Source organism: Actinosynnema sp. NPDC059797 (assembly GCF_042732085.1).
In the GTDB taxonomy this organism is placed as follows: Bacteria; Actinomycetota; Actinomycetes; order Mycobacteriales; family Pseudonocardiaceae; genus Actinosynnema.
The window spans coordinates 28,149-41,114 of the sequence record NZ_JBHWIE010000044.1; the positions used below are offsets into that span (position 1 = coordinate 28,149).

Here is a 12,966-nt window from a genome sequence, read left to right on the forward strand (position 1 = left end):
CACGCTAGGGCCGGCCGGTGGCGGAGCCCGGCAGGGGGTCTCGGCGTGTCGCTCGAACGTGTGATCTCACGGCGATGCGGAATGATCTGCGGTGTGACGGCGGTCCTCAGCACGGCGGCGGTGGTCGTGGCGCTCCTGCTCGCGGGCGCCCTGGTGTTCCTGCACCGGCTCTACCAGGACAGCGTGCGGCGCACCGACGCCGCGCTGGCCGCGGTGGCCGCGGAGCGCGAGCGCGGCGACCGGCAGTGGGCGGAGCTGCAGCGGTACGAGGTCGCGTTCTCGTCCGTCAGCGGTCGCGGCGAGCTGGGCGAGAAGGTGCTGGTGGAGACCGCGCGGGCGCTCGGGCTGCGCCAGGGCGTCCACTTCGAGGTGCAGGTCGACGTCGCGGGCGGCGGGTCCGTGCGGCCGGACCTGGTGCTCGCCGTGGGCGGCGGCCGGCAGGTGCCCGTGGACGCGAAGATGAGCATGGCGACGTGGGCCGAGGCGGTCGAGACCGACGACCCGAACGAGCGGGCCGACGCGCTGCGCGTGCACGTGCGCAACATCCGGGCGCGGGCCGCCGAGCTGGCCGGCAAGGGCTACCAGCGGTGGGCCGACGCGATCTACGGGACGATCATGTTCGTGCCCAGCGACGCCGCCGTGGTGGCCGCCCTGGACACCGACCCCGAGCTGCTGAGGTGGCTGCTGGACCGGCGGGTGTTCCTGTGCGGGCCGACCGGGTTCGCGGTGATCGCCTCGGCCGCGATGTTCGCGGTGACCGACCGGGCGCTGGCCGACGACGTGGAGCGGGTGCGGGAGGCCGCCGGGCGCGCCCACCGGGCCGCGGACGGCGCGATCGACGCGGTGAACCTGTCGAGCACGCACCTCCAGCGGTTCCTGTCGGCGCGGCGGCGCGAGCTGGACGCGCTGGAGGGCTTCCGGGCGGCCGTGGAGCCGCTGAGCGACGCGTCGTCCGGGGTCACGGCGCTGCCGCTGGTGCGCCGGGCGGACGAGAGCCTCGGTGCACCCTTGGACGCCCGCGAGGCGTAATAGAGTGTGGCGGACCTTCCGCCCCGCCCGATCGAGGAGTGTGCTGCGTGACCGCTGCAACGCGTGACGACTCGCGCAGCGAGCCGGAGGGCGACTTCGACGACTTCGACGAGGGCGTCCGCTGGAACGACCGCGCCATGTTCGGCAGCTTCCGGGGCCTGCCCTGGTGGGCCGCCGTGCTCATCTCGTTCGTGGTCGCCGCCGTCGGCGCGTACGTGGACCTGTCGTCCGCCCCGACCGTGGGGTGGGCGTTCGCCGCCGCGTTCCTCGTCGGCTGCGTCGGCGCGGTGGTGTTCGTGGAGCGGCGGTCGATGTTCGGCCCGATCGTCCAGCCGCCGCTCGTGCTGGCCGTCGTCGTGCCGCTGGTGGCGGTGGTGGCGCGCGGGATGCCCTCGGGCGGGCTCGCGTCCATCGGCATCGACCTGGGCAAACCCCTGATCGACGGCTTCCCGGCGATGGCGGTGACGACCGCGCTGACGGTGGTCGTCGGGATCGTCCGGGTGACCACGCAGAAGGACCCGAACCGGCCCACCGGGGACGAGGTCCACGAGGCCAGGCGGAAGCCGGCCAAGCCCGCGAAGGGCGAGCGCGCGGAGAAGCCGGCCGCGGAGAAGCCGGCGGGGGAGAGGTCGGGCGCGGAGAAGCCGGTCAAGGGCGAGCGCGCCGGGAAGGCCGCCAAGGCGTCGGCGGACGCGCCCGAGGACCGGCCGAAGCGCCCCCGCCCGGACGGCGAGCGCCGCCGTCCCGCCGCTGCCGCCGCCTCCTCCGACGAGGACCGGCCCAAGCGGCCCCGGCCCCGTGAGGGCGCGCCCGGCGACCGGCCGCGCCGCCCGGCGTCCCGCGAGGGCCGCCCGGGGCAGCGCAAGCCCCGCCCGCGCGACGAGGACTGATCTCCCGGTCCCGCTCTCCCGGTCCTGCTCTCCCGCTCTCCCGCGGCGCTCAGGCCGGACCCCGCGACGCCTCGTGCGCCAGCAGCCGGCGCTTGGTCTCCACGCCCCAGCGGAAGTTCCCGGTCGCGCCGCCCGTCCGCACCACCCGGTGGCACGGCACGAACAGCGTGGCGGCGTTCTTCGCGCACGCGCTCGCGGCCGCCCGGACCGCCGCCGGCCGCCCGGCCAGCTCGGCGTACTCCGCGTAGGACACGGTCCGGCCGGCCGGGACCGCGCGCAGCGCCGTCCACGCCTGCTCGGTGAACCCGCCCGCCCGCTGCCGCACCGGCACGCCGTCGATCGCCGCCAGGTCGCCCCGGTGGTAGGCGCGCACGGCCCGGGTGACCTCGCCCAGGTCGCGGCGGGTGGTGAGGTCGGTCGGGCGCAGCGAGGGCGACACCTGCGGCAGCAGGTCGTCCGGGTCCGCGGTCCAGCCGCTGGCCAGGACCGCGCCGTCCGGTGCGACGACGGCGGTGAAGGGGCCGATGTGGGTGTCGATCGTGGACACGTGCGCAGTGGTCACGCTGCTCTCCCGAGGTGCACGGCGGCGTAGGAGCGCCACGGCCGCCAGGCGTTGTCGTCACTGGTCAAGGGCATGTCGGGGGCGCCGAGGACGCGCATCACCACGTACGCGGCGACCTCGGGGCCCACTCCGGGGAACGCGGCCAGCTCGGCGTGCAGCTCGTCCGCGTCCCGGCCCACGTCCACCCGCAGGGAGCCGTCGGCCAGGGCCCGCGCCACCGGGGAGTCGATCGCCGCCGGCTCCGGGTAGAGGTGGGTGACCTCGCCGTCCGGGTGCGCCAGCGGCTCGCCGGGCGAGGTGTGGCCCAGGGCCCGCAGCAGGGTCTCCGCGCCGTCCACGCTGCCCGGCAGGCGGACGCCCGGCCGGGACAGCACGTGGGGGCGCAGCACCGGGTCGGCGGACAGGAACCCGTCGACGGCCACCGGGTCGGCGTCCAGGTCCATCAGCCGCCGCACGCGGCTCACCGCGCTGCCCAGGTCGCGCAGGTCGGTGAGCCGGAGCGTGCACAGGACGTGGCCGTCGGCGGGTTCCAGGCGGACCGTGGCCTGGCCGTGCGGCAGGCGCAGGGAGCGGGCGTAGGCGGTGTCGGTCACGTGCTCGACGCCCGGGATCGCCGAGGCCCGGAAGCCGGCCAGCAGGCCGGCGGCGTCGAACGGCGGCCGGTAGGGCAGGCGCAGGGTGATGCGGCCGGCCGGGCCCGTGACCGCGCGGGTGGCGCGCATGGCCGACGGCGTCGTGGCGAAGACCGACCGGATCGTGTCGTTGAACTGGCGGACGCTCGCGAAGCCCGCCGCGAACGCCACGTCGGAGAACGACAGGTCGGTCGTCTCGATCAGCAGGCGGGCGGAGTGGGCGCGGTGCGCGCGGGCCAGGGCCAGGGGACCGGCGCCCAGCTCGGCGGTCAGCACGCGGGTCAGGTGGCGCTCGGAGTAGCCGAGCCGGTTCGCCAGGCCGGGCACGCCCTCGCGCTCCACCACGCCGTCCGAGATCAGGCGCATGGCGCGCGCGGCCAGGTCGGCGCGCAGGTTCCACTCGGGCGAGCCCGGCACGGCGTCGGGCAGGCACCGCCGGCACGCCCGGTAGCCGGCCGACTGCGCGGCCGCCGCCGTGGGGTAGAACTCGGCGTTGCGGCGCTTCGGCGTCACCGCAGGGCAGGACGGGCGGCAGTAGATGCGGGTGGTGCGCACCGCCAGGATGAAGCAGCCGTCGAACCGGGCGTCACGGGCCGCGACGGCCCGGTAGGCGCGTTCGTCGTCGAGGAGCACGGCAACCACTCTGCCAGCCCTTACCGGTGTGGTCTCGCGGGAATCGGACACGGGGGTGGGGCGCGTAGACTCACCTCCCGTGAGTTTGACCCTCGGTATCGTCGGCCTGCCCAACGTCGGCAAGTCCACCCTGTTCAACGCCCTCACGCGCAACGACGTGCTGGCGGCGAACTACCCGTTCGCGACCATCGAGCCGAACGTCGGCGTGGTGCCGCTGCCGGACGAGCGCCTCGGCAAGCTGGCCGGGATCTTCTCCTCGGAGCGCGAGGTGCCCGCGACGGTGTCGTTCGTCGACATCGCGGGCATCGTGAAGGGCGCGTCGGAGGGTGCGGGCCTGGGCAACAAGTTCCTGGCCAACATCCGCGAGGCCAACGCGATCTGCCAGGTCATCCGGGTGTTCGCGGACGACGACGTGGTGCACGTGGACGGCCGCGTCGACCCCGTCGCCGACATCGAGACGATCAACACCGAGCTGATCCTCGCGGACCTCCAGACCCTGGAGAAGGCCATCCCGAGGCTGGAGAAGGAAGCGCGCACGGTCAAGGACCGGCGGCCGGCGCTGGAGGCCGCGCAGAAGGCGCGCGAGGTCCTCGACTCGGGCCGCACGCTGTTCGCGGCGCGGTCCGAAGTGGACGGTCCGCTGCTGCGCGAGCTGAGCCTGCTCACCACCAAGCCGTTCCTGTACGTGTTCAACGCGGACGAGGGCGTGCTGACCGACGAGGCGAAGCTGAAGGAGCTGCGCGAGCTGGTGGCGCCGGCGGACGCGGTGTTCCTCGACGCCAAGGTCGAGGCGGAGCTGCTGGAGCTGGACGAGGAGTCCGCCCGGGAGCTGCTGGAGTCGATCGGCCAGCACGAGCCGGGCCTGCACGCGCTGGCGCGGGCCGGGTTCCACACCCTGGGGCTGCAGACCTACCTGACGGCGGGGCCCAAGGAGTCGCGGGCGTGGACGATCCCCAAGGGCGCGACCGCGCCGCAGGCGGCGGGCGTGATCCACACCGACTTCGAGCGCGGGTTCATCAAGGCCGAGGTCGTGTCCTTCGACGACCTCGTGGAGGCGGGCTCGATGGCCGCCGCGCGGGCGGCGGGCAAGGTCCGCATGGAGGGCAAGGACTACGTCATGGCGGACGGCGACGTGGTGGAGTTCCGCTTCAACGTGTGACGGGCCGATCCCCGCCGGCGAGGCCGCGCCGGCGGGGTGGACGAAGCCGCGTTAGACCAGCTCGGCCAGGTCGAGCTCGACCTCGAACGGCGCCGGGCGGCGCAGTCGGTCGCGGAAGATGCCGACCGGGACGTAGGTCTTGGTCTGCTCGTCCAGCTCGTAGACGTGCACGACCGGTTTGCCGCCCTCCTCCTCGACGCGCCAGTAGTGCCCGATGCCGGCCTCGGCGTACTTGTGCGGCTTGACGGTGCGGTCGCGGATCCGCGACTCCGGCGATTCCGTCTCGACCACCAGCAGCACCTCTTGCGGCGCGAGCCAGGTCTGCTCCCCAACGAAGGGGGCGGTCGTGACGACGATGTCCGGTTCGGGGCGGTTGTGGGCGTCGAGGCGGACGGTGATCTCCCGGTCCACCTCGACGCCTCCCGGCGCCTGCTCCTCCAGCGCGAGGGTGAGCCTCGTGAGGAAGCGGCTGTGCCAGCGCCGTTGCGGGGCCATCATGAAAACGAGCGCTCCGTCGATCAACTCGGTGTGTCGGGGCGCCTCGGGCAGCTGATCCAGGTCCTCCGCGAGCCAGCCTTCTTCGCGCGGTGGGCGCATCCACTCGGGCAAGCCGGCCATGACTTCACCGTAACTCGTTCCTGCGGCGTGGGAGATGCTCACGGGTGGCCTCCAGGATCTCGGGGCGCTGTGGTCACAGTCCACCAGCGGCGCGGCGCGGAGCGCCATCGCACGATGAGGCGGTCCACGGGGGTCGGTGGACCACCGGGACATGCTGTCCATGGCCGCGCCAGGCAGTGCGCAAGCGTTTGCGGAACGTCCGTCACAGCCCTCTGCCACGGGCGCGCCGGCCCTCGCCACGGGCGCGCCGACCCCCGGCACGACTCGGGGCGGCGCACCGCGTGCGCCGCCCCGAGGTACTGTCTGCGTGCCGTCAGCGCACCTGGTTGCGGCTGTGGCGGGCCATGGCGAAGACGCCACCCGCGGTCGCCAGCATGCCCAGGGCGGCGACGGTGAACACGACGATGTCGGCGGTCATGCGATATCCCCTTGCGTTGATCTCCCACTCGTCTTGACGTTCGGGTACCCCGTTTCGTGGCCCGGCAGTCGTGCAATTCACACGAACGTGGAGGTAGGAGTGGCGCTGCGTGCACTGGAGGGGCGTGCGCTGGCCCTCGCACCGTGGCTGTTCGGGCTCTCACTGCTGGGGCACCTGGCCATGGTCGCCTTCCAGACGAAGATGACCATGGTCGACCTCATGGTCTACCGGAACGCCTCACCGGAGCTGTTCACCGGGGCCCTGTACGAGTGGCGGCTGGAGGAGTTCTCCGACCAGTTCGCCCTGCCGTTCACCTACCCGCCGTTCTCCGCGCTGGTGTTCGTGCCGCTGTCCTGGGTGCCGTGGGGCGTGGCGCGCTGGTTCTGGCAGCTCGTCAGCCTGGCGTGCCTGTGGTTCGTCACCCGGAAGTCCCTGGAGCTGGTCGGCAGCCGCGACCCGCGCCGGGCCCTGCTGTGGACCGGCCTGTTCATCTGGGTCGAGCCGGTGCGGACCACGCTGAACTACGGCCAGATCAACCTCGTCCTCGCCGCCCTGCTGATGGGCACGCTGGTCAGCGCGCGCGCCTGGGCGCAGGGGGCCGGCGTGGGCGTCGCGGCGGCCCTGAAGCTCACGCCCGCGATCTCCGGCCTCTACTTCCTCGTCACCAGGCAGTACCGGGCGGCGGTGTGGTCGGTCGTCGCGTTCGCCGCCGCGGTCGGGGTCGGCTGGGCGGTGTCGCCGGCCCTGTCCGCCCAGTACTGGTTCCACCTGCTCGGCGACGCGGAGCGCGTCGGCCCCGTCGGCTCGGCGATCAACCAGTCGCTGCGCGGCGCGCTGAGCCGCACCCTCGGGTACGACGTGCAGACCGGGCCGGTGTTCCTGGCCGGCGCGGTGGTGGCCGCGGTCCTCGCCGGGTTCGCCCTGCACGCGGCGGTGAAGGCGAAGGACACCCTCGCGATGATCGTCACCGTGCAGCTCCTGGGGCTGCTGGTGTCGCCGATCTCGTGGAGCCACCACTGGGTGTGGGCCGTGCCCGCCCTGATGTGGCTGCTCTACGGCACCGCGCACCGGCTGGCCAAGGTGACCGCGGTGGCGTGGCTGGCGGCGATCGGCAGCTACCTGATCTCGATCCTGCTCATCGCGCAGGAGTCGATCTGGGTCATCCCGCGCCCCTGGCACCTGTCGGCGCTCGGCTGGGTCTACCCGGCGGTGGGGCTGCTCACCCTGGTCACCGTCGCGGTGGCGCTGCGGCCCGGGTCGCGTGGGTCCCGTGCCCCGTCACGCGAGCGCGTCGAGGACCGCGTCGATCTCCCGGGCCAGTGACACGTCCAGCGCGGTGATCCCGCCGCTGACGTGCGTCCGGCAGCGGAACGTCAGGGTGCGCCAGCGGATGTCGACGTCCGGGTGGTGGTCGTCGCGCTCGGCGATCTCCGCGACCCGGTTCACCACCTCGATGGCGCGGGGGAAGCTCGCCAGCTCGACGGTGCGCTCCAGGGCGGCCTCCCTGGCGCGCCACCCGGTCAGCGAGACCAGTTCGGCGTCCACCTGGTCGTCGGTCAACAGCTCGGCCTTCGGCATGGTCCAGATCCTGCCCGTTAAACTGCCGGTTCACCACGGGAGTCCGGTGTCGCGCCGGGCTGAGAGGAAGGCACGCAGGCCTTCGACCGTCCGCACCTGATCCGGGTCATGCCGGTGTAGGGAGAGATGATGTTCCGACCCCTGCTGTCCGCCGCCGCCGCGCTCGCGCTGCTCTCGGGCTGCTCGGTGGCCGCCACGAACGGGCCCGCCGAGGGCGAGCGCGTGGTCACCCTGGTGACCCACGACTCGTTCGCCGCGTCCCAGGAGGTGCTGGACGCCTTCAAGGCGGAGACCGGCATCACGATCAAGCCCCTGGCCAGTGGCGACGCGGGCGAGGTGACCAACAAGCTGGTCCTGACCAAGGACAACCCGATCGGCGACGTCGCCTTCGGCGTGGACTCCACCTTCGCCTCGCGGGCGTTGGCGGAGGGCGTGTTCGCCGAGTACGCCAGCCCGGAGGCGCGGCACGGCGCCCAGCGCTACCAGCTCGACCCGCCGAACCGGCTGCACGCCGTGGACGTCGGCGACGTGTGCCTGAACGTCGACGTGGCCGCGCTGAAGGACGTGGGCGAGCCGGCGGGGCTCGCGGACCTGGCCGACCCGAAGTACCGGGACATGCTGGTCGTGGAGGACCCTGCCACCTCGTCGCCGGGCCTGGCGTTCCTGCTCGGCACCATCGCCACCTTCGGCGAGGGCGAGTGGCAGCGCTACTGGGGCCGGTTGACCGCCAACGGCGTCAAGGTCGTCAGCGGCTGGGAGGAGGCCTACACCCAGGACTTCTCCGGCTCCAGCGGCAAGGGGCCCCGGCCGATCGTGGTGTCCTACGCGTCCTCGCCGTCGGCGGAGATCGGCGACGACGGCACGCCGCGCACCAAGGCCCTGCTGGACACCTGCTACCGCCAGGTCGAGTACGCGGGCGTGCTCAACGGGGCGAAGAACGCCGAGGACGCGAAGAAGGTCGTGGACTTCCTGCTGTCCGAGCGGTTCCAGGCCGACGTGCCCGGCCAGATGTACGTGTACCCGTCGCGGGAGGGCGTGGCGCTGCCCGAGGCGTGGGCCAAGGCCGCGCCGCTGCCGGCCGAGTCCCGGTCGCTGCCCGCCGCCGAGGTCGACGCGAACCGCGAGCGCTGGGTGTCCGAGTGGCGAACCCTGGTGCAGGGCTGACCGGCCCGGTGCCGGCCGGCTCCGACCCGCCGGGTTCCGCTCCGGCCGGCCCGGACGCGGCGAGCGCTGCTCCGACCGGCCCGGACTCGGTTGGCCCGGACCCGGCCGGTTCCGGCTCGCCGAGCCCCAGCCGGGCCGGTCTCGTGCCGGCGGGTCCCGGTTCGGACGGCTCCGGCTCGGCGAGCCCCGGTCCGCCCGACCTCGCGCCGGCCGACTTCGGCCCATCCGGCCCCGGCCCCAACCCCCGCCGCCAGCCGGGCCCGCTCCGCCGCACCCTGCTCACCCCCGGCGCGGGGTGGGCGCTCGCGGCCGTCCTGCCGCTGGCGTTCCTGGGCGTGTTCTTCGCCTGGCCGGTGGCCGCGATCGTCGGCCTCGGCCTGGGCGAGGGCGGCGTGCTCCCGGTCCTGTCCGACGCCCGCACCTGGTCCCTGGTCGGCTTCACCCTCGGCCAGGCCGCCGCCGCGACGGGGCTCGCCCTGGTCGCCGGGATGCCGGTGGCGTTCGTGCTGGCCCGCTGCCGGGTGCGCGGCACGGGGGTGGTGCGGGCGGCGGTGATGGTGCCGTTCGTGCTGCCGACCGTGGTGGTCGGGTTGGCGTTCCGGGCGCTGTGGCCGGACGGCGGTGTGCTGCCGATCGTGCTGGCCAACGCGTTCTTCAACGTGGCCGTGGTCGCCCGCACGGTCGGCGGCCTGTGGGCGCGCGTCGACCGGCGCGCGGAGGACGCGGCACGGGCGCTCGGCGCGTCGCGGCCGAGGGCGTTCGCGTCGGTGACGCTGCCCCTGCTGGCGCCGGCGATCGGGTCGGCCGCCTCGGTGGTGTTCCTGTTCTGCGCCACCAGCTTCGGCGTGGTGCTGGTGCTCGGCGGCGCCCGCCACCGCACCCTGGAGACCGAGATCTACCTGCGCACGGTGGAGCTGTTCGACCTGCCGGGCGCGGCGGCGCTGTCGCTGCTCCAGTTCGCGGCCGTGGTCGCGGTGCTGGCGCTGGGCGGCGCGGCCCGGCGCAGGCGGGAGCGGGGCCTGCCGCTGCGGGTGGAGCCGCCGCGCCGGCCGACCGGCGGCGAGTGGGCGGTGGTGGCCGCCGCGTGGCTGGTGGTCGCCGCCCTGCTCGCGCCGGTGGTGGGCCTGCTGGTGCGGTCGCTGTCCGGCCGGGACGGGTGGAGCCTGGCCGGGTACGCGGCGCTGGCCGGCACGGGCGAGCGCGGCACGCTCGCGGTGACCGGCCTGGACGCGGCGCTGAACTCGCTGCGCGCGGCCACCGACGCGACGCTGATCGCGCTGGTGGTGGGCGTGGTGTCGGCGGTGGTGCTGGTGGGGCTGCGCCGGCGCGGCTCGTGGTTCGCCGAGGCCCTGGACGCGGCGCTGATGCTGCCGCTGGGCGTGTCCGCGGTGACGGTCGGCTTCGGCTACCTGGTGACCATGGACGCGCTGCCGGGTGACTTCCGCACCTCGCCGCTGCTGGTGCCGCTGGCCCAGGCCCTGGTGGTGACGCCGCTGGTGGTGCGGGTCGTGCTGCCGGTGCTGCGGGCCGTGGACGAGCGGGTGCGGCAGGCGGCGGCGATGTTGGGCGCGAGCCCGTGGCGGGTGTGGCGCGAGGTGGACCTGCCGCTGGCGTCGCGGTCGCTGGTGGCGGCGGCCGGGTTCGGGTTCGTGGTGGCGCTGGGCGAGTTCGGCGCGACGAGCTTCCTGGCCCGGCCGGAGTCGCCGACGCTGCCGGTGGTGATCGCCCGGCTGATGTCGCGGCCGGGCGAGCTGAACAGCCAGATGGCGTACGCGGCGTGCGCGCTGCTGATGGTGGTGACCACGGTGGCCGTGCTCGCGATCGAGCGGCTGCGCGTGCCGAGCGGCGGGGAGTTCTAGTGGCGTTGCGCGTCGAGGGCTTGAGCGTGCGGTACGGCGCGGTGACCGCCGTGTCCGGGGTGGACCTGGCGGTCGCCGACGGCGAGGTGGTGGCGCTGCTGGGGCCGTCCGGCTGCGGCAAGTCGACGCTGCTGCGGGCGGTGGCGGGCCTGGAGCCGCCGAGCGCGGGCCGCGTCGCGTGGGACGGCGCGGACCTGGCGGGCACGCCCGTGCACCGGCGCGGGTTCGGCCTGGTGTTCCAGGACGGGCAGCTGTTCCCGCACCGGGACGTGGCGGGCAACGTGGCGTTCGGGCTGCGCATGGGCGGCGTGGGGCGGGCGGAGCGGGACGGGCGCGTCGACGGGCTGCTGGAGCTGGTGGGCCTGGCCGGCTACGGGAGCAGGCGGGTGACCGAGCTGTCCGGCGGTGAGCAGCAGCGGGTGGCGCTGGCGCGGGCGCTGGCGCCGCGCCCGAAGCTGCTGCTGCTCGACGAGCCGCTGTCCGCGCTGGACCGGGCGTTGCGCGAGCAGTTGGCCGTGGACCTGGCGCGGCTGCTGCGGGAGACCGGCGCGACGGCGCTGGTGGTGACGCACGACCACGACGAGGCGTTCACCCTCGCCGACCGGGTCGCGGTGATGCGGGCGGGCCGGGTGGTGCAGGTGGGCGAGCCGGCGGAGGTGTGGCGGCGGCCGGTGGACGTGGAGACGGCCCGGTTCCTGGGGTGCGGCCGGGTGCTGGACGCGGCGGCGGCCCGGGAGCTGGTGGGCGTGGACGCGCGGGTCGGGCTGCGGGCCACGGCCCTGCGCGTCGACCCGGGCGGGGCGGTCGAGGCGACCGTGCGGGAACGGGTGCACCGGCGCGACCACGTGCGGCTGCTGGTGGACGTGGCGGGGGAGGGGTTCGAGGCGGTGGCGCCGGTGGCCGCGCCCCCGTCGCCCGGTGACCGGGTCCGCCTGGTGGTGGACCACGACGGGGTCGCGGTCATCGGCTGACCGGACCACCCGGCCCCGACCCGCGAAACCGGCCGGTCCCGGCCCGCGAACCCGGCCCGGCCCGCGAACCCGACCGGCTCAGTCCACGAACCCGGCCAGCTCGGCCCGGGACCGGATGTCCAGCCGCGTGAAGATGTTGCGCAGGTGGTGCTCCACGGTGCGGCGGCTGAGGAACAGCCGGGCCGCCACCTCGCGGTTGGTGGCCCCTTCCGCGACCAGGCGGGCGATCTGGCGCTGCTGCGGCGTCAACCCGGCGGCCCGGTCGGCGGCCCGACCCGGCGCCCGGCCCTGCCCCACCGGCTCGCCCGCGGCGCGCAGTTCGGCGCGGGCGCGCTCGGCCCAGTGGTCGGCCTCGTACTGCTCGAAGTGCCGCACGGCGTCGTGCAGCAGCTCCCTGGCCCGGCGCGGTTTCCGCCCCCGCCGCAGCCGGCTGGCGTAGAACAGCTCGGTCTTGGCCAGCTCCAGCGGCGTCCCGGCGGCGCGGTGCAGGCGCACGGCCTCGGCGAAGTGCTCCTCGGCCTCCGGTCCCGCGCTGACGAGGGCGCGGCAGCGGTGCGACACGGCCAGCCTCGACGGTGCGCCGGTGCTGCGCGCCCACGCCTCGTACCGGCGCAGGGCGCGGTCGGCGGTGTCGGGTTCGCCGGCGCGCACGGCGGCTTCGACGACGTCGGGTGAGGCCATGACCTCGATGCCCGCGTGGACGCCGCGCACGGTGGCGCAGCGCATCCGGCGCAGCGCGTCGGCGGGCCGGTCGCGGACGAGGTCCGCGCAGGCCGACGCCCACGCGCCGACCGTGCCGGACCGGCCGAGGCCGAGCCTGCGGACCTGGTCGGCGGCCGCGTCGACGCGGTGCCGCGCGGTGTCGGCGTCGCCGCGCAGGGCGGCGAGCAGGGCGAGGATCACCAGGTGCTCGGCGACGGCGTTGTGCTGGCCGGCGGCGGTCGCGGCGTGGACGCCCTCGAACGCGGCGGTGAGCGTGGCCTCGTGCCCGTCGGCCGTGAGCGCGGTCAGCGCGCGGTGGGCCAGCGCCCACGGCACGAGCGCCACGAGGCCGCTCTCGCGGGCCGCGTCGACGCCCCGGTCGGCCAGCGCGCGGGCGCGGTCGGCGTCGCCGAGGACGTGGGCGGCGTGCCCGCCCCGGATCTTGGCGGTGGCGTTCGGCACGCGTTCGGCCAGGTCGACGACCGAGCGCAGGAGCGGCACGGCCTCGTCGTGGCGGCCCGCGTAGCCGGCGGCGGTGCCGACGAGGTGGTCGAGGGTGAGCCGGGAGGCGGGCGGCTCGTCGGGTCGCCGCCACGTCGCGGCCAGGCGGGCGGTGTCCCGGTGCAGCGCGTGGTCGCCCGCGACGGCCGCGGCCTCGCCGGCGAGGCCCAGCGCGGTGACCGCGAGGTCCCGGTCCCGGTGGAGCAGCTCGCCGGCGGGGCGCACGAGCCGCCGCGCGGCCGCGTCCGGC

Annotated in this window: 12 protein-coding genes and 1 riboswitch; of the genes, 7 read left to right on the forward strand and 5 right to left on the reverse strand. The window is 75.3% G+C overall.

Annotation, left to right across the window (positions count from 1 at the left end; translation table 11 throughout):
- Window positions 1-81 precede the first annotated feature (81 nt).
- Window positions 82-1,029, forward strand: coding sequence for a DNA recombination protein RmuC (locus ACFV4N_RS14485; protein WP_499672989.1), 948 nt, complete (start codon window positions 82-84; stop codon window positions 1,027-1,029).
- A 47-nt stretch (window positions 1,030-1,076) separates the two neighbouring features.
- On the forward strand, window positions 1,077-1,919 hold the full coding sequence (locus tag ACFV4N_RS14490; RefSeq protein ID WP_499672990.1) for a DUF6542 domain-containing protein: 843 nt from the start codon (window positions 1,077-1,079) through the stop codon (window positions 1,917-1,919).
- Between the two features lie 49 nt (window positions 1,920-1,968).
- On the opposite strand, the gene ACFV4N_RS14495 is transcribed toward ACFV4N_RS14490, so the two are convergent.
- Both ACFV4N_RS14495 and ACFV4N_RS14500 read right to left on the reverse strand, forming a co-directional pair.
- Window positions 1,969-2,481 (reverse strand): methylated-DNA--[protein]-cysteine S-methyltransferase, encoded by a 513-nt coding sequence (locus ACFV4N_RS14495; protein ID WP_499672991.1) that lies wholly within the window; start codon window positions 2,479-2,481, stop codon window positions 1,969-1,971.
- Entirely contained in the window at window positions 2,478-3,746 is a 1,269-nt protein-coding gene (locus ACFV4N_RS14500; protein WP_499672992.1) for a DNA-3-methyladenine glycosylase 2 family protein, read from the reverse strand. The genes ACFV4N_RS14495 and ACFV4N_RS14500 overlap by 4 nt, the downstream gene beginning before the upstream one ends.
- A gap of 79 nt (window positions 3,747-3,825) precedes the next feature.
- Here ACFV4N_RS14500 and ychF point away from each other — a divergent pair, with 79 nt between their 5' ends.
- A complete protein-coding gene (ychF, locus tag ACFV4N_RS14505) occupies window positions 3,826-4,905 on the forward strand; it encodes a redox-regulated ATPase YchF (protein WP_499672993.1) in 1,080 nt (359 codons plus the stop codon).
- 51 nt (window positions 4,906-4,956) lie between these two features.
- Here ychF and ACFV4N_RS14510 read toward each other — a convergent pair whose 3' ends face one another.
- Window positions 4,957-5,523, reverse strand: a complete 567-nt coding sequence (locus ACFV4N_RS14510; protein ID WP_499672994.1) for a Uma2 family endonuclease — start codon at window positions 5,521-5,523, stop codon at window positions 4,957-4,959.
- 517 nt (window positions 5,524-6,040) lie between these two features.
- On the opposite strand from ACFV4N_RS14510, the gene ACFV4N_RS14515 reads away from it, so the two are divergent.
- Complete coding sequence (locus ACFV4N_RS14515; protein WP_499672995.1) at window positions 6,041-7,264, forward strand: mannosyltransferase; 1,224 nt, start codon at window positions 6,041-6,043, stop codon at window positions 7,262-7,264.
- On the opposite strand, the gene ACFV4N_RS14520 is transcribed toward ACFV4N_RS14515, so the two are convergent.
- Window positions 7,220-7,519, reverse strand: coding sequence for a 4a-hydroxytetrahydrobiopterin dehydratase (locus tag ACFV4N_RS14520; protein ID WP_499672996.1), 300 nt, complete (start codon window positions 7,517-7,519; stop codon window positions 7,220-7,222). The genes ACFV4N_RS14515 and ACFV4N_RS14520 overlap by 45 nt on opposite strands.
- A 25-nt stretch (window positions 7,520-7,544) precedes the next feature.
- Window positions 7,545-7,661: riboswitch (TPP riboswitch) on the forward strand.
- Between ACFV4N_RS14520 and ACFV4N_RS14525 the strand changes: the two genes are divergently transcribed.
- The 3 genes from ACFV4N_RS14525 (at window position 7,649) to ACFV4N_RS14535 (ending at window position 11,513) form a co-directional block, all read left to right on the forward strand.
- Window positions 7,649-8,683, forward strand: a complete 1,035-nt coding sequence (locus ACFV4N_RS14525; RefSeq protein ID WP_499672997.1) for a thiamine ABC transporter substrate-binding protein — start codon at window positions 7,649-7,651, stop codon at window positions 8,681-8,683. (Overlaps the previous riboswitch by 13 nt.)
- A gap of 275 nt (window positions 8,684-8,958) precedes the next feature.
- On the forward strand, window positions 8,959-10,542 hold the full coding sequence (locus ACFV4N_RS14530; RefSeq protein ID WP_499673000.1) for an ABC transporter permease: 1,584 nt from the start codon (window positions 8,959-8,961) through the stop codon (window positions 10,540-10,542).
- Window positions 10,542-11,513, forward strand: a complete 972-nt coding sequence (locus ACFV4N_RS14535; protein WP_499672998.1) for an ABC transporter ATP-binding protein — start codon at window positions 10,542-10,544, stop codon at window positions 11,511-11,513. The genes ACFV4N_RS14530 and ACFV4N_RS14535 overlap by 1 nt, the downstream gene beginning before the upstream one ends.
- Before the next feature lie 78 nt (window positions 11,514-11,591).
- Here ACFV4N_RS14535 and ACFV4N_RS14540 read toward each other — a convergent pair.
- A partial coding sequence (locus tag ACFV4N_RS14540) for a LuxR C-terminal-related transcriptional regulator (RefSeq protein WP_499672999.1) occupies window positions 11,592-12,966 on the reverse strand: 1,375 nt, incomplete at its 5' end.